This is a genomic window from Hyphomicrobiales bacterium (assembly GCA_039989895.1).
Taxonomy (GTDB): Bacteria; Pseudomonadota; Alphaproteobacteria; order Rhizobiales; family JACESI01; genus JACESI01.
Map to the genome: position 1 here is coordinate 76,336 of JBDXGY010000001.1, position 15,215 is coordinate 91,550.

Here is a 15,215-nt window from a genome sequence, read left to right on the forward strand (position 1 = left end):
AACCATTTGCTAGTTTTCATACTAGGCCATGAGCTAATTTTTATGCTATCGACAATATCGAGGGTCAGGGTCTAAGGGTGGAGGAATAAAAGCTGAATCAGCTATTTATCATCATTGGAAGTATAATCGTCACAGCGCTAGTCGCTGTGCTGGTCGCTCCTTTTTTTATTGACTGGTCTGACCACAAACAAACCTTTGAACGTGAAGCAAGTGCGCTGATTGGCCATCCCGTGCGTGTTAAAGGCGATGCTGAGGCGAAAATCCTGCCGATTCCCACCTTCACCTTCACAAATGTCGAAGTCGGAGAGACAAACGGCAAACCGATTATGAGTGCGGCGCGGATTAAAATGCGTCTTGAACTTATCCCCTTGGTCCAACGTCAATTCCACGTCATCGACATGGAATTAGATGAACCTCAAATCAGCGCACGCTTCAACGAACAAGGCAAAACAAATTGGAAGCTGAATGGTTTTAGCCCTAAACTCAGCGAGGATTTTGCCATCAAACTAGGCCCTATCTCGATTAAAGATGGCGCAATTTATGCTGTTGATGAACTAACCGAAAAATCACTCCAGCTCAAAAATATCAACGCCATAATCTCTGCTCAGTCTTTGCTGGGACCTTGGAAACTCAATGGGGCTGCAGACCATGAAAATCAACCGTTTCAATTCAAAGTCAGCACAGGAAAATTTGCGGCAGGGAAAATGCGCGTGAAGACAAAAATCGAGCCGCAGACGCTTGATTTCGATACTATACTCGATGGTGAATTTATCACTGCCAGCTCTAATGCCGCACAAGGTGGCATCTCTTATAAGGGCATATTAACGGCAGCCCCAAGACGAATAAAAAAAGACGGCGAAACCGGCACACCTATCAAAGCAGATCAACAAAAATGGGAATTGACCGGCGCATTCGATCTCAATCGGGAGAAATTTTCTCTCAATAAAGCCACCTTTGAAGACGGTGCACAGGAAGCTCCTGTCAATCTTAATGGCAATATTCTTATTCCATTTAGCCCAGAAGTTCGCTTTGAGGCTAAGGTTTCATCGCGGCAGATTGATTTAGATCGCTCTTATGGCGAAGGACAAAACAGCCCCATTGCCATGAGCGAGGCACAAAGCATCATCGCCACATTAATTGATACATTACCCAAGCCACCCATTCCGGGAACGATTGATGTTAATGTCCCTGGCATCATTGTTGCGGGTGATATTGTACGCTCGCTCCATTTCAAAACAACCGCGACGAATAGCGGTTGGCATATTGATGACTTTAGCGCCCTTTTCCCCGGCTCAACACGCATGGGCTTTACAGGTGACATCACAACCGGCGACGACATATTCATTGAAGGTGACATCAATTTACGGTCGACTCAGCCCGTTGCCCTTGCTCGGTGGTTGCAACCAGAAAGCGGCAAAGATGCCCGCCGCATCAGCACCAACACGTTAGAGATTAGCGGCAAACTGATAGCTGAATCCACCGCAATTAGCCTCACAAAGATGAATGCCCGTCTCGGCACATCTGATGCTGCTGGGCGTCTTACATACAATCAATTAAACAAACGCCAAAAACAATTTGAAGCAAACCTCAGATCCAAAACCCTCGATGTTGATGCCATTCAAGCACTCAGCGCATTATTTCTAGGCGAGAAGAATATTTCGGGCTTCAATTCTAACGATACCATTTCCCTAAAATTAGAAGCAGACAAACTAATCTCCCAAGCCCTTGAAGGTCGAAGTGCCAACGTGAATATGCGCGTCTCAAATGGAGAGATTGATATTACTACAATGAAAATTGAGGACTTCGCCGGTCTCAACATCGATGTCGCAGGCACGATGAGCAATGTCCTGACAACACCTGCGGGACGCTTCAACGGTAAGATTAAGGCACAAACGAAGGACGGGCTAATCAAAATTGGCGACACGCTTATCCCAACCCATCCTGTGATGAATTACCTGCACCGTCACGGCGACGCTTTAATGCCACTTGATGTCACCGTTAATTTTTCCGGCGACTATAAATCAGAAAATGACAATACTAAACCGAGTGATTTCGCTGCGACCATAGCTGGCAAAGTTGGGGGCGGTGATGTCAGCACCGGCATTCGCTTTCAAGGCAATTGGCAAGAACCATTCGCCGGCGATGTTGAAGCATCATTTAACGCCACTTATGCCAATAGCGTCGACTTTTTAAATCAAGCTGGATGGAACGCCTTTAATCTTGATAATGCGGATATCGCCGAGATTGATATTCGCGCGAAAGGCAAACCGCAAAGCGGGATAGCTGTATCCACCGACACACTTATGAACGGTGTCAAACTAAACGGTATGACTACCGTAACAATAAAAGAGGGCAACAAACCAAAATACAAGGGTGATTTACAGCTCATCGGAGACGACAGCGAACCACTCATGCGTTTGCTCGGGTTCTCATTGCCCGCAAGCGGCATTGGCACAGACGTTGACTTAAAAACAGAGATACAAGGCGAAGGCTGGGAAGGTGAACTGAAGAACCTCAATGGAACATTGGGCGGCAGCACTGTGAATGCGCAGCTTGCCTATAAAGGCGCATCACCACAAAAGGACTTGTCTTGGAAATGGCAAGGAGAAGTAAAGACTGAACACATTTCGTTACCATGGCTCATTGCCCTTGGCACTGGCGAGATTATCGCGCCAATCGATCTCGACATCTCCCCTGAAGGCGTTGGAGAGGCCGACAAATATATTGGTGAAGATGAAGCAGAAGACGCCCCGCTCAATGCATCCTTCTGGTCCAGCGCCCAATATGGCGCTCCCTATCTCGCCAAACTTCATGCCGACATCTCCATGAGCGCCGATGCCATGGATTTAACAAACCTCAGAGAACTGGAAACCACGCAATTCAATATAAGATTACGACCACAAAGCATTGCTTTGAATAAGATATCAGGAAAGTTTTCAAATGGAGACCTCAACGGCTCATTACTATTCGAAAACAATGAGGGCGCCGTCACGCTGTCTGGTATTATTGATCTCAAAGAAGCTGATGCCTCTGATCTTTTGTGGAGCGATGAAACCCGTCCACTCGTGGAAGGAAAGCTATCCCTTTCAAGTCAATTTTCCGGCACCGGCCGCAGTCTTGATGCAATCATCAGCACCTTAGGCGGTGGTGGCTCGATTAGCCTGACAGACGGCCGTATCAGACGCCTTAACCCAGCAGCCTTTCAGCAGCTTGTAAGCGCCGCTGACGATGACATCCTACTTAATAATGAAGTGTTGCTCCCTTTAACGCAAAGCCATTTGGATTCTGGTCACCTCACCATCGATAAAGCTGAAAGCACATTCACAATCACATCTGGCGTCGGGCGTATTGCTAATGCATCACTGACAGCAAAAGCGGTGAACGCCCTTGCAGGCGCAACATTCGATTTGCCGCAAATGACACTAAAGGGCTCTATGGCCTTGAATGTGAAGGCTGCACTTATTGACAAAACACCCGTTGCAGGGTCCACACCGGAAATTGCGATTTTATTTGATGGGCCCATCGATAAACCATCCCGCACACTCGATGTTCAGCCGCTGCTTGGGTATCTCACCGTGCGCCGATTTGAACAGGAGGTCCAGCGCGTTGAAGTACTTCAAGCAGACATTTTGGAAAAACAACGCCTCTCGCGTTATGCCCGCTGGATTTCAGCTGAAGCAGAGCGCGAACGCCAAGAAGCATTAGAAGCGGCAGAACGCAAACGCAAAGCAGAAATCGAAGCCATAGAACGCGAGAAGCAAGCCGCAATCGAAGCAGTTGAGCGTAATCGTCAAATAGAAATAGAACGCAAAGAGGCGGAAAGCCTCAAGGCAAAAAAAGAGGCAGAACGCCTTAGGGCCGAAAAAGAAAAAGCCGCGGCATTAGCCGAACAAAGAAACGCGCCAAGAACACAAAACCCCGAATCCATAACAAGACAAGACTTGTCACCGATCAATATCGAAGAGGAACTGCGTAAGCTTGAGCAAGAGGTAATTAATAATATTCCTCCTGCTCCCTTGCCGATCCCTTCTCCCGGCGCTAACGCACCGCTGGAACTAAGGCCACAAAGTGCACAGTAACATTCATGCTTCTGAGAATAGGACCTCAAACTCATTTTGATGATGAAGACGATGACCTCAAGCAAGCCAATCCATATGAAGTTTTCAATGAAAATTGCACCAATATTTCTGATGCAATTAACCATTTATCTACTAAGTGTCTTATTACGGTTTTAAGGCCTCACTGAGATACTCCCGTAAATCATTCCGCGATCAGCATATTTTTATGCAAAGTGTAACGCTTCAATTTTCAGTAAGGTGTAAATAAAATGTCCTATTTCTTTACAGAATTTAAGAATACGGCCTTCAACAAACTATCCGATTTCAAAAATAACATCCAAGGGAGCATGGCTATTGTTCTCAGCATAGCCAGCCTGCCACTCGTCTTAGCCGCAGGTGTAGGAATTGACTATAGTCGTCAGATAGCAACAAGGCTGGATATTCAAAACGCATTGGACAGCGCCCTGCTGGCCGCAGCCACTCAACCCAGCGCAAATAGGCAGGCCACTGCGCAAAATATATACAATCTAAATCTTACAAAAATTAATATGGCATCAACATCAGCAGTTTTTGATTTCTCTGATCCCAACGCCCTGTCAGCTTCAGCAACAGTCAGTATACCCACCACTTTAATAGCCATTGCAGGGTTTAAAACCCTCTCAGTAACCGCACAATCCTCTGTAGTAATCCCAACAGTGGCTGCTAACGGTCCTTGCATCTATACCCTTACACAAGGTGACCGTGGCCTTATCGTAAACTCTGGCGCTAATATAATCGCGCCTAAATGCGAAATTCATACGCATTCGCTAGGCGCGCAAACCGCCAGCTTCAATAGTGGTATCAATCTCGATTTAGCACGTATTTGCATTGCTGGGTTCAATGCAACCGATAACTCTCAGGGACAAAGTGGTAATGTTGAATACCAATGCACGCCAGATCCAGACCCATTTGCTGGCGTTCTACCAGAACCTACAACTTTGTCCTGCGATTATAATGGACGCTCCTATGATAATTCTGTCGTCAACCTTCAGCCTGGCGTCTATTGCGGTAGTCATAATTTTAACTCCAGTGTCCAACAAATTAATCTAGCAGCCAACAGTGGTGATGCTGTCGATGATATTTACGTCTTCACCAATAATGCCCGCTGGAATGTGAATGGTAACGTCTTTAATGGCGACGGGGTGACATTTTATTTCAATGATACGGATTCTGCTATTCAGTTTAATAGTGGTGTGAGCGTCGCTCTCACCCCGCCAACGAGCGGTATTTATGAAGGTTTTCTCTTTGCTGAACGCAGCGGCTTAGGAAAACGCAATATGCCGATAAATGACTCTCAAAACTTCGACATAGAAGGCATCATTCATTTACCAAGCAAAGAACTAATTTTTAATTCAGGATCACAGGTAAAAGCAGTCGTTTTAACACTTGTTGCAGACAAAATTATTTTTAATAATACCAACTGGATGCTAGAACCTGCGACATCGAACACTCCAACAGGAATAGTGAGCACAAACACAACGCCTATTCTCATTCGGTAGCAACCGTGCATTAGTACTTTTGATAATATTGCAAAATATAAATTCTGATGGCCGAGGATAAATTGTCCTCAGGCAGGCGCTTTTCATCAATACGCATTATTATCTCTGTTGGACTGGTTTTTTCATGAGTGGCAATGTCACGTAACGCATCCCAAAATGGCGCTTCAAGCGAAACACTGGTACGGTGACCACTGAGTGTTATTGAGCGTTTCATTTACAAAAATTGATTAGTCATCTGTCGGTTTTGATGGGTCAAGTTTGTGATCATCTAGCTTCTTCACAAACTTTTTTCTCAAAATTTCGACAACGTTTTTGTCATTTTTACTTTGACCAAATCGAACGCGTTTTACCGCACTAACTTTGTGTTTAGCATCGCGATCACGCTGCTTACGTGCTTGCTTTAAGTTGATAATATCGCACATAAGAACCCTCTCACCACGGTGTTAGTCTGCTTTTTTACGAAATGCATCAAGCGAAACCACATCCGCAGAAGCATTCTTATCATCATCACTTTGTTCGGTGTCCGTTTCTAACGAATTGTCGCCTGCCGCGTCGGTTTTACTCAAAATGGTTTCGGCCACTTTTTCAGCTTCCGCAGATTCAGCAACATCTTTAGCAACAACAGCAATAGCACTAGGTGCCACAGAACCAAGAGCCGTCGCGCTCTTATCATCAGATGATGAATTATCTTCGCCCATCTCATCATCGACCAAATCAAATTGCAAACCAAATTGAACTGAAGGGTCAACAAAACTTTTTATTGCATTAAAGGGAACGAGAAGTTTTTCAGGCACGCCGGCAAATGCCAAACCAATTTCAAAGGATTGGCTGCTGACCTCAAGATCCCAAAATTGATGCTGCACAACAATTGTCATTTCTTCAGGGTAGCGCTCATGCAACCGAGATGAGATGCGGACGCCGGGAGCTTGGGTATTAAAAGTAATGTAGAAATGATGCTCACCAGGAAGTCCTGATCGCAAGACTTCAGTCAGCACTTTCTTGACAACCCCTCGCATGGCCTCCTGAGCCAACACATCATATCTTATAATATCTTCTGCCATATCTCTTCTACTCAAATGAATGAATCACACTGTTCACCACCTTGTTCACAATTTCAAGCTATGTGCGACAAACAAACAAATTAAATGAACCAGCCCATCATCCATGGGAAAACTTAGGCATAAACAATGTTGGTAAAGTGGCAGCTTCTGTTGCCAGGTGCTGCCGGACCCCGCCCAAAGGTGCAAACCAGAGGGAGTTTAAGTTTGGTTAAGTAGGAACCGCATTACGCAGCTACTGCAAAACCTTCAGCATTGTTGTCATTTGCAACTACTGTATTGACCCGATAACGGCGGTATCATGCCGAGCAAAAGAACAACCTTTACGCCCTCGTCGATCCTATTTCGCCCCCGCCAAAGCCCAGCTTTTGAATTTCTGGGTTTTGGTGGAGGCGCCGGGTACCGCCCCCGGGTCCGATAGGTTTATTACGCAGACCATTTATTGCCATAGCTGCAAGCAGCATCCTTAATATAGGGATAAATCACTCAAGATGCAAAAACTGTTATTCAGAATGAAGACTATATCTTTAATGTGATATCAGATTGGAATTCAATTTTACGCACCAACGCTCATTAACCGGAAACTTCATGGCTACTTTGAAAAACCCACTTTGGTTCTTTGCCTTAACAGTCATATTGGCCTGCGGCTTGCTCACCCTACCAATCAGTCTTCCGATCGGCCCTATGTATTGGGATCTATTTTTATACTTTGATGGTGCCCAACGCATTCTCAACGGCCAGATCCCCTCCGTTGATTTTTCCACACCGGTTGGACCGCTGTCTTATTATTTAACTTTTCTTGCCATGCGTGCGTTTCCCAACACCAATCCATTTCTATTGGTTGAATGGTCATTTCTTATCATTACCAGCCCCGCTATGGCTATTATCATAAATCAGGTCGCGCGCACTTCATGGCCCAAAGCATGGGCCCTGTTGTTACCTTTTCTTTTCTACAGCATTGCCCCCTTCAACGTTATCAATTTGATCCCTCATACAGGGATTGAAGCATGGGGCATCTACAACCGCCATTCTATTCAGCTGCTATACGTTTTGTTAGCAGCGCTCCTTTTCTTGCCTTCACCTCGATGGCGCATTGCCATTATAGGTTATTTGGTCATTGCCCTTTTTGCGACAAAAATTACAGGCTTTCTCGCAGGCGGCCTCATCCTGTTTGGTTTTTTCCTCGCCGGCCAAATTAGTCGCTCCCTCTTTGTAGGCGCCAATATTATATTTTGGGTGTCACTGGCTATCGCAGAAATTTCGCTTGGCATCGTATCTGGTTATCTGACCGATGTATTAGCCCTGATCTCACGAAACCAGAGCAACATCATTTATCGGTTCTTTTCTGTCGGCGTGACCCAGTTCGATATCATCTTTGCTGGCACTGCGTTGAGTTTCATTTTGTTGATCGATCATTTAAAAAGTCCCCATCGCCCCCCTGCCTATCTCTTGGGGGTGCGACAAACCGTCATACGGTTTTGCAACACAGATTGGTTCATATGCGGCACACTTATCTTTGCCGGCCTGGCCTTTGAAACACAAAACTCTGGGGGGCAGCCTTTTGTCTTTATGTGGCCATTTTTAATGAAGGTTTTATGGCGTGATGATTATCACACTCCCTTCATCAAAAACGCGATCATCATTGCCATCGCCTTTGTTATGATACCAGCCGCCTCAATCACTTTGCACAAATCAGCGCGCGCGGTTGGCGCTATGGCGCTTTATGAGCCATTAAAAAACAAAAATTTAAACACATTGGGCTTGGTCTCAACAAGCAAGAAATTTTATGATCGCACCGATGCATTGCGGCAAATTTATATCGACAATGAGAAAACCTATGAAGCAAGCATAAAGGCTGGAACAGAAGCTGTTTTTCTGATTCATGCTCAGCCTGATTTTCAAATGTTCAACCTGAAAGAAATAGATAAAGCCATAACGGCCATCCATGAACTAGAGCGCAAGAACGGGAAAATTTTTGAGACAGTATGGAACGTCGATTTTGCCAATCCCATAGGATGGTTGATGCAACGTCACGGGCCCAAATATGTCCCCATTGGCATGGATCCAACGCGCACGATAGTCCCGCTTGATAATAAAAGGCGAAAGGCGCTGGCCGATGTTGATCTTGCTCTCATTCCAACATGTCCAGCAACCAAGAACAGGACGCTTACAGAAAAACATTATGTTCCCGCTTTTACAAATCACAGGCGCATAGAGCTAACGGCATGTATGGATGCTTTGATTAAGAAGTAGCCGCACGCATTTCGCGATATTCTGAATAGGCCGCATTCAGCATATCTTCATCGCGATATTTCGGCGCCCAGCCCAGCTGCTCTTTAGCCTTGGTGCAATCACGCACACACATCTCGTCTGCAATCATATATTGTTCAGGGTCCATCAAAGGCTTGTTGATGAAGTCAAGCGCATCCAGTGTCGCTTTAACGGCAAATCCTGGGGTTGGCAAAAGAAACGAACGTGAACCTGCATGTTTAATCAGGTCACCAAGTAATTTGCGCACAGATGGCGGATTATCAGACCCCAAATTATAAGCATCATTCGGCACATTATTTTTCCAAGCGAGATAAGCCGCATCAGCACAATCAAACACCGAGATAAATTGATAAGGCACTTTGCCAGAACCAATCATTGGCACAGGCAAATTATAATCAATCAACTTGAATAGCTTTTCTAAAATACCCAAACGTCCTGGACCAATGATAAGCCGAGGACGGAAGATCGATATGTCCATACCCTTTGCGCGCCATTCTTCACACATTTGCTCGGTTTTATATTTCGACGCACCATATTCACCAATCGGCGCGCAGGGATGATCTTCATCCTGTGGGTCTTGGATCGTGTGTCCGTAAATCATGTCTGTGGTATATTGCACCACTTTGCTCGCACCACTGTTTGCTGCTTTTTCAACAATGCGTTTGGCCCCAAAGTAATTCACCGGCCAGAAAAAATCATAGCGCAGAGATTTAGCAACAATCGGCGAAAGCATTTTTGCCGACATATTGTAGACCATGTCATCGGCCCCAATAGTGATCTTATCAAAGTCCTCATCACGGCTGACATCAAGATGAACAAATTCACACTGCGCATAATTGGCAATGTCACTTTTTACGACATCGGCGACAACGACCTCTTCGCCGTCTGCTAAAAGCTTTTCTGCCAAGTGACGACCGACAAAACCATCACCACCAAAAATTATATGTTTCATTGAATACTTACTCGCTAACGTTGTTGATTTTTGCTGATGGTGTGCTGCCATCACCAGCACTTGAACCGCCTTGGGCGATCAAAACAGTTCCAACGCAAATGAACCCTATGCCTACGATACGCCACATATTCAGATCTTCACGGAACAGAAAATAAGCAAAAACAGCCACAGCCACATAGGCAAGACTTAAAAATGGATAGGCGAACGAAAGCTCAACCTTGGACAGCACATAAAGATGCGATGCCATAGAAATGACGAACGTCACAAGTCCAGCAAAAACCCATGGATTGAACACCACCTGCAGCACCCGCAGTATAATATTCTCAGTAGCAAAAGCACCACTGCCCATAGACAACATACCTTGCTTCAACAAAAGTTGGGCTGCTGCATTGGTGAAAACCGTGAAGAGTATAAAGCCAAGATAATTCATGTCTTAAATTCTCGCGCCCGCTATAAGTTTTTCGATCTAATCTGTGGGTGGCACCATGGCAGAAAATCGTAAAGATTTTGCAGTACGTCGCCAAAAATCTGACATAAGCGCTGAATCCCTTGCCTCTTCCAGTAAAGGCCACTCAGGAAAAGACGCCGCAAAGGCTCTCGCACTCATCCGCGCATCCTTATAAGGATTAATCCGCCCGCCCGCTTTTAGCGTGATTTCATCAAGAGCATCGAGCATTTTTAACGTAGGCGGCCCTTGATTGGCAAAATCCAAAGTCAGGGTAAAACCAGGTTTAGGAAAAGAGAAAAGGCCTGGTGAGGCAACATCACCAAAGCGCTTTAAGACGGTCAAAAAAGAAGCATGACCATGGGCTTGGGCGCATTCAATCAGATGTGCTGTCGTCTCTTCTCCCGCATCACTTGGATAAACACTTTGATGCTGAAAAAGCCCTTTGGGGCCATAAAGTCGATTCCAATGTTTGATGCCATCGAGAGGATAAAAATAAGATGGCCATCGAACCACTGTTTCGCCCGCGCGTGCTTTTGCATAATAGGCCGTATTAAAAGCCGACAAAGTAAAACGATTCAAGAGATTGACGGGCGGCTGAAACGGCACAGAAAGACGTGGTGATACAACTTTTTGAACGGTGCCATCACCAGCCACATGATCGCCCGCCATCATGGCCCCTCGTCCCAGTTTCGCGCCTTTTGCTAACTGGTCAATCCAAGCAACGGAATACTCATGGTTATTGTCGACGTCATCAATCACCGAAAAATATTCACTCAGGTTTTGAAACTTAATTGTGGTTTGGCGCACATCAGCTGACGGTACTTTCATCAGCCGTATGGTCGCATCTAATATGATGCCCGTCAGTCCCATGCCGCCAATGGTCGTAGCAAACAGATCGCTGTTCTCACTCGCAGAACATTCATGGATCACACCGTCAGAACGCCACAAACTAAACCGCTCCACATGGCACCCAAAGGTTCCGCGCACATGGTGGTTTTTACCATGAACATCATTTGCAATCGCGCCAGCAATACTCACGAACCGAGTACCGGGAGAGACCGCTAGAAAAAATCCATACGGTATCGCCATCTCCAACACATCGACAAGTAGCACACCCGCTTGAACCTGCATCAACCCTGTTTCAGTATCGAAATTTAGTATCGAAGTATTTGCGCCTTGGTGGATGAGAACACCCGCATCATTATGACAACTATCGCCATAGGAGCGACCATTACCATAGGGCAATAATGTTTCTGGTTCAGCTTGTTGATCGCCTTGTCTCATAGACTCAATCGTGCGAGCACGGCGTGCGTGAGACTTCAAACGACCCCAGCTTGGAAAATCCCCAGCCGTCATGTCAATTAAATACCCATTGCGGCAAGTAGGACGAAGAGGCCACCGATGACGCAAATGCACTGACTACGCCAATCTTGCAACAGGAAGACAAGCGGGTCATCTTCCATGAAGCCACGCCGCGCCAGTATCCAAATCCGCAGAAGCAAAAACAAAATAATCGGACAAAGTGGCCATAATAGATAGGGCGATGCGTAATTGCCTAGTGAGGATTGATAATCGATATAAAGCGCCAGCACCAATGAAGCAGAAAATGAAGATGAAATCCCTGCTTGCCCAATCATCTCAAAATCGATTTGCATGTAACCGCGACCAGCGGTCGTGCTGACATTTTCAACCTGCTCTTTCAACAATTCAGAATAGCGTTTCACCATGGCTAAGCTCAGGAAGAAAAAGAGAGAAAAAGCAAGCAACCAATAAGAATGGGTAGTGCCAACGGCGATCGTCCCGGCGATGATCCGCGTGGTAAAAAGTCCTGCTAATGTAAAAACATCAATCAAGAGTTTTTTCTTGAGCCAAAACGAATAAAGGGTTGTCATCACGGCATAGCCAAGCAGGATGACAAAGAAATCAACGGATACAAACAGGGCTAAAGCAATGGCTGTCGCTGAAAGCACAGCAATCATAACCAAGGCATGTGGAATCGATAATTGACCGCTCGCCAAGGGTCTTTTGCACTTGCGCGGATGTGCTCTGTCCGAAGCAAGATCAAGCATATCATTCAGCAGATAAACCGCGCCTGCCATAAAGCTGAAAGAATAAAACGCGATAACCACAGCAAGCCATAACGCCAAATTGCTAATTTCATGCGTCAAGATAAGAGGGACAGCGACAAGCACATTTTTCAACCACTGATGAGGCCGAATAGCCTTTATCATGACCTTAAGGTTTTCACTGGGGCCTTCCATTAAATCTGATGTATTATTTTTATGCCAGCGCGCCGCCGCACGATCCGGACTAACCACGGTCACTTTTGAAGACACATCAAAGGATGGAATATCAGCGCGGCTGTTGCCCATATAATCAAAATTATTTTCGCCATAGGCCGCCAGCAAGGCATCACGCTTGGCCGTGCCGGTATTGTTCACCGTCTGATTGCTTGCCATAATATTTTTAAAAATACCAAGATGGCTAGCAACAGCATTGGCAACGTCACGATGCGCCCCCGTGACAAGAACCGTATTGCGTCCCTTGTCATAAGCATCCCGCACAAAGGCCACAACAGTGTCATTGTAAGCGAGATCATTCGGGTTGAGGGTAACCCGTTTGGCGACTTCCGCCTTAAAATACGCCCGCCCCTTGATGATCCAAAGCATTATGGCAAAAATCATCAACGGCTTATCTTTGATTAAAATCAGCAAAGATTCCCACAAAGTGTCTGAGTGAACCAGTGTGCCGTCTAAATCTACACAAAGCGGTATATCAAGCCGTTCTTCTACATGAATAGTCATCATTATAATCCAAGCTTGAGCGCTTTTGAATGTCAAATGCCAATAACAGAAACATTAGGTGCCTGCCATCTCAACACGCTAACATCCAAAAACCAACAAACCTTTTATATGACAAACAACTTTTAAAACGCTTACTCAGAAATCCGCATCACTTGTGCGCCACAGGCTGTAAGTTTATCTTCAAGTTGTTCAAATCCACGATCTAAATGATAAACGCGGTTCACAGTTGTCTCACCCTCAGCCACCAAACCGCCAATAACCAGTGAAACGGAAGCTCTCAAATCCGTCGCCATAACTTCAGCACCGGTCAGTTGTTCCACACCTTCAACAGTGGCAACTTGCCCATCAAGCGAAATTTTCGCACCCAATCGCGCAAGCTCTTGAACATGCATAAATCGATTTTCAAAAATAGTTTCCGTGATCCGCGAGGTGCCTTTTGCTTTCGTCATCAAGGCCATGAACTGCGCCTGCAAATCAGTCGGGAAGCCAGGGAACGGATCAGTACGCACATCAACAGCTTCGATGCCGTTACCATTTCTACGCACACGAATGCCCTCATTCGTCTCGGTAATTTCTGCGCCGGTTTCAATCAATGTATCAAGCGCTGCGCGCAACAAATTACCGCGTGCGCCCTCTAGCATCACATCACCACCAGTCATTGCGACAGCCATCGCATAAGTGCCCGTTTCAATGCGATCAGGCAAAACCATATGGTGTGCCCCATAAAGCTCATCAACGCCTTCAATGGTAATGGTCGATGTACCAGCACCTGAAATTTTTGCGCCCATTTTGCTAAGACAGGTAGCAAGATCAAGTACCTCTGGTTCACGCGCTGCATTTTCAATCACAGTCTCGCCTTTAGCAAGCGTCGCCGCCATCATCAATGTATGGGTCGCGCCAACAGAAACCGCAGGCATAACAATACGATTACCGACAAGACCGCCTTTTGCTTTAGCAAGCACATAGCCCTGTTCGATCTCGATATCAGCGCCAAGCGCTCTCAAACCATCAATAAAGAAGTCAACAGGCCGCGTGCCAATGGCGCAGCCGCCCGGCAGAGAAATTTTAGCCTCATGCATCCGTGCCAAAATAGGCCCGATCACCCAGAAGCTCGCCCGCATCTTTGACACAAGATTATAAGGTGCTGTCGTATCAACGATATCTTTCGCCGTGAAATGAACCCGCTGCCCTTTCATCATGTCAGCACCAGGGCGTTTGCCATCAACAGAGTAATTCACCCCCTGATTAACCAAAATGCGTGTGAGCTGCTCAACATCGCGCAACCGCGGCAAATTATCGAGGGTCAAAGTGCCGTCCGTCAATAAACTTGCAATCATTAACGGCAGTGCCGCATTTTTTGCTCCAGATATTGGAATCGATCCATTCAATTCACCGCCGCCAATTATACGAATACTATCCATTAAAATCTCACAGAAATGTTGGTCAAAAGCACAAAAAGAGCCCGGATGAACAATCTTATTGCCTCATTGAAAATATGCTGAACTGCGACTAACGCACCAAAGGGTGTAAATCAAGGCAAGCCGTGGATTGTTGTTAATACCCACGCCTGTTTTCAGCTATTTCTTATCAGGTTTGATCGGCTTTTCGCGAAAAAGGCGCTGATCCGGGTCGCTGACATCGCTTTTAACTTCCTGTCGTTGCGATTTTCGCCGCTTCAAATTCTCTCGAAGCGCCTCCGCTAGTCTTTTTTCACGTTCTTCCTTAGTCTCAGCCATGTTTTTGGTATCACCAGATGCGGCTTGCTTGTCAAGTTTGGAAAATTATAAGGATCAACCGCTTTCAAGCTTGCGCATTCTTGAACCCTATGGCAAACGAAGCTCACTTAGGTAACAAACCAAAGATATGCTGCCGTAGCTCAGGGGTAGAGCACTCCCTTGGTAAGGGAGAGGCCGGGAGTTCAATTCTCCCCGGCAGCACCATTAAAACCATTGTGATATCAGTATCTTAATGTGTTTTACCATTTCCTAAACATTGGACCATTTTCAGCTGTGGCACACTCCTGTCACAGTACGAGGTCGCTTGTAGATAAGCCGTTACTCGCGGGACATTTTCATTAAACTCCCAA

12 protein-coding genes, 1 tRNA gene and 1 other RNA gene are annotated in these 15,215 nt (G+C 46.0%); 4 read left to right on the plus strand and 10 right to left on the minus strand.

Features of this window, described 5'->3' with window-relative positions; translation table 11 throughout:
• Positions 1–113 precede the first annotated feature (113 nt).
• Both ABJ081_00345 and ABJ081_00350 read left to right on the plus strand, forming a co-directional pair.
• Positions 114–4,079: an AsmA-like C-terminal region-containing protein gene (locus ABJ081_00345; protein MEP6355116.1), complete on the plus strand. Its 3,966-nt coding sequence runs from the start codon at positions 114–116 to the stop codon at positions 4,077–4,079.
• A gap of 248 nt (positions 4,080–4,327) precedes the next feature.
• Positions 4,328–5,596, plus strand: coding sequence for a pilus assembly protein TadG-related protein (locus ABJ081_00350; protein ID MEP6355117.1), 1,269 nt, complete (start codon positions 4,328–4,330; stop codon positions 5,594–5,596).
• A 10-nt stretch (positions 5,597–5,606) separates the two neighbouring features.
• On the opposite strand, the gene ABJ081_00355 is transcribed toward ABJ081_00350, so the two are convergent.
• The 4 genes from ABJ081_00355 to ssrA form a co-directional block, all read right to left on the minus strand.
• Positions 5,607–5,810 (minus strand): ribbon-helix-helix domain-containing protein, encoded by a 204-nt coding sequence (locus ABJ081_00355; protein MEP6355118.1) that lies wholly within the window; start codon positions 5,808–5,810, stop codon positions 5,607–5,609.
• A 13-nt stretch (positions 5,811–5,823) separates the two neighbouring features.
• Positions 5,824–6,018: a DUF4169 family protein gene (locus tag ABJ081_00360; protein ID MEP6355119.1), complete on the minus strand. Its 195-nt coding sequence runs from the start codon at positions 6,016–6,018 to the stop codon at positions 5,824–5,826.
• Positions 6,019–6,039: 21 nt separating this feature from the next.
• A complete protein-coding gene (locus tag ABJ081_00365) occupies positions 6,040–6,657 on the minus strand; it encodes a ClpXP protease specificity-enhancing factor SspB (GenBank protein ID MEP6355120.1) in 618 nt (205 codons plus the stop codon).
• 136 nt (positions 6,658–6,793) lie between these two features.
• Positions 6,794–7,155, minus strand: a transfer-messenger RNA (tmRNA) gene (gene ssrA / locus ABJ081_00370).
• An 87-nt stretch (positions 7,156–7,242) separates the two neighbouring features.
• Here ssrA and ABJ081_00375 point away from each other — a divergent pair.
• Complete coding sequence (locus tag ABJ081_00375; protein ID MEP6355121.1) at positions 7,243–8,907, plus strand: hypothetical protein; 1,665 nt, start codon at positions 7,243–7,245, stop codon at positions 8,905–8,907.
• Here ABJ081_00375 and ABJ081_00380 read toward each other — a convergent pair.
• The 6 genes from ABJ081_00380 to ABJ081_00405 form a co-directional block, all read right to left on the minus strand.
• Positions 8,897–9,877 carry an NAD(P)-dependent oxidoreductase gene (locus tag ABJ081_00380; protein ID MEP6355122.1) on the minus strand — a complete coding sequence of 327 codons (981 nt, stop codon included), beginning with the start codon at positions 9,875–9,877 and terminating at the stop codon, positions 8,897–8,899. The genes ABJ081_00375 and ABJ081_00380 overlap by 11 nt on opposite strands.
• Before the next feature lie 7 nt (positions 9,878–9,884).
• Positions 9,885–10,307 (minus strand): transporter, encoded by a 423-nt coding sequence (locus ABJ081_00385; GenBank protein MEP6355123.1) that lies wholly within the window; start codon positions 10,305–10,307, stop codon positions 9,885–9,887.
• Between the two features lie 36 nt (positions 10,308–10,343).
• Positions 10,344–11,681 (minus strand): FAD-binding oxidoreductase, encoded by a 1,338-nt coding sequence (locus ABJ081_00390; GenBank protein ID MEP6355124.1) that lies wholly within the window; start codon positions 11,679–11,681, stop codon positions 10,344–10,346.
• 5 nt (positions 11,682–11,686) lie between these two features.
• The gene (locus ABJ081_00395; GenBank protein MEP6355125.1) at positions 11,687–13,132 is read right to left on the minus strand and encodes a UbiA family prenyltransferase; all 1,446 of its coding nucleotides are present in this window, start codon (positions 13,130–13,132) and stop codon (positions 11,687–11,689) included.
• A gap of 128 nt (positions 13,133–13,260) precedes the next feature.
• On the minus strand, positions 13,261–14,550 hold the full coding sequence (murA, locus tag ABJ081_00400; protein ID MEP6355126.1) for a UDP-N-acetylglucosamine 1-carboxyvinyltransferase: 1,290 nt from the start codon (positions 14,548–14,550) through the stop codon (positions 13,261–13,263).
• Between the two features lie 156 nt (positions 14,551–14,706).
• On the minus strand, positions 14,707–14,865 hold the full coding sequence (locus tag ABJ081_00405) for a hypothetical protein (GenBank protein ID MEP6355127.1): 159 nt from the start codon (positions 14,863–14,865) through the stop codon (positions 14,707–14,709).
• Between the two features lie 129 nt (positions 14,866–14,994).
• On the opposite strand from ABJ081_00405, the gene ABJ081_00410 reads away from it, so the two are divergent.
• Positions 14,995–15,069, plus strand: a tRNA-Thr gene (locus ABJ081_00410).
• Positions 15,070–15,215 lie beyond the last annotated feature (146 nt).

What these genes read in the sequence shown, in the direction of transcription:
- ABJ081_00365 (MEP6355120.1), bottom strand. Translation starts at nt 6,657, where the DNA reads ATGGCAGAAGATATTATAAGATATGATGTGTTGGCTCAGGAGGCCATG.
- ABJ081_00390 (MEP6355124.1), bottom strand. Translation starts at nt 11,681, where the DNA reads ATGACGGCTGGGGATTTTCCAAGCTGGGGTCGTTTGAAGTCTCACGCA.
- ABJ081_00350 (MEP6355117.1), top strand. Translation starts at nt 4,328, where the DNA reads ATGTCCTATTTCTTTACAGAATTTAAGAATACGGCCTTCAACAAACTA.
- ABJ081_00355 (MEP6355118.1), bottom strand. Translation starts at nt 5,810, where the DNA reads ATGAAACGCTCAATAACACTCAGTGGTCACCGTACCAGTGTTTCGCTT.
- ABJ081_00405 (MEP6355127.1), bottom strand. Translation starts at nt 14,865, where the DNA reads ATGGCTGAGACTAAGGAAGAACGTGAAAAAAGACTAGCGGAGGCGCTT.
- ABJ081_00385 (MEP6355123.1), bottom strand. Translation starts at nt 10,307, where the DNA reads ATGAATTATCTTGGCTTTATACTCTTCACGGTTTTCACCAATGCAGCA.
- ABJ081_00375 (MEP6355121.1), top strand. Translation starts at nt 7,243, where the DNA reads ATGGCTACTTTGAAAAACCCACTTTGGTTCTTTGCCTTAACAGTCATA.
- ABJ081_00380 (MEP6355122.1), bottom strand. Translation starts at nt 9,877, where the DNA reads ATGAAACATATAATTTTTGGTGGTGATGGTTTTGTCGGTCGTCACTTG.
- murA (MEP6355126.1), bottom strand. Translation starts at nt 14,550, where the DNA reads ATGGATAGTATTCGTATAATTGGCGGCGGTGAATTGAATGGATCGATT.
- ABJ081_00360 (MEP6355119.1), bottom strand. Translation starts at nt 6,018, where the DNA reads ATGTGCGATATTATCAACTTAAAGCAAGCACGTAAGCAGCGTGATCGC.
- ABJ081_00395 (MEP6355125.1), bottom strand. Translation starts at nt 13,132, where the DNA reads ATGATGACTATTCATGTAGAAGAACGGCTTGATATACCGCTTTGTGTA.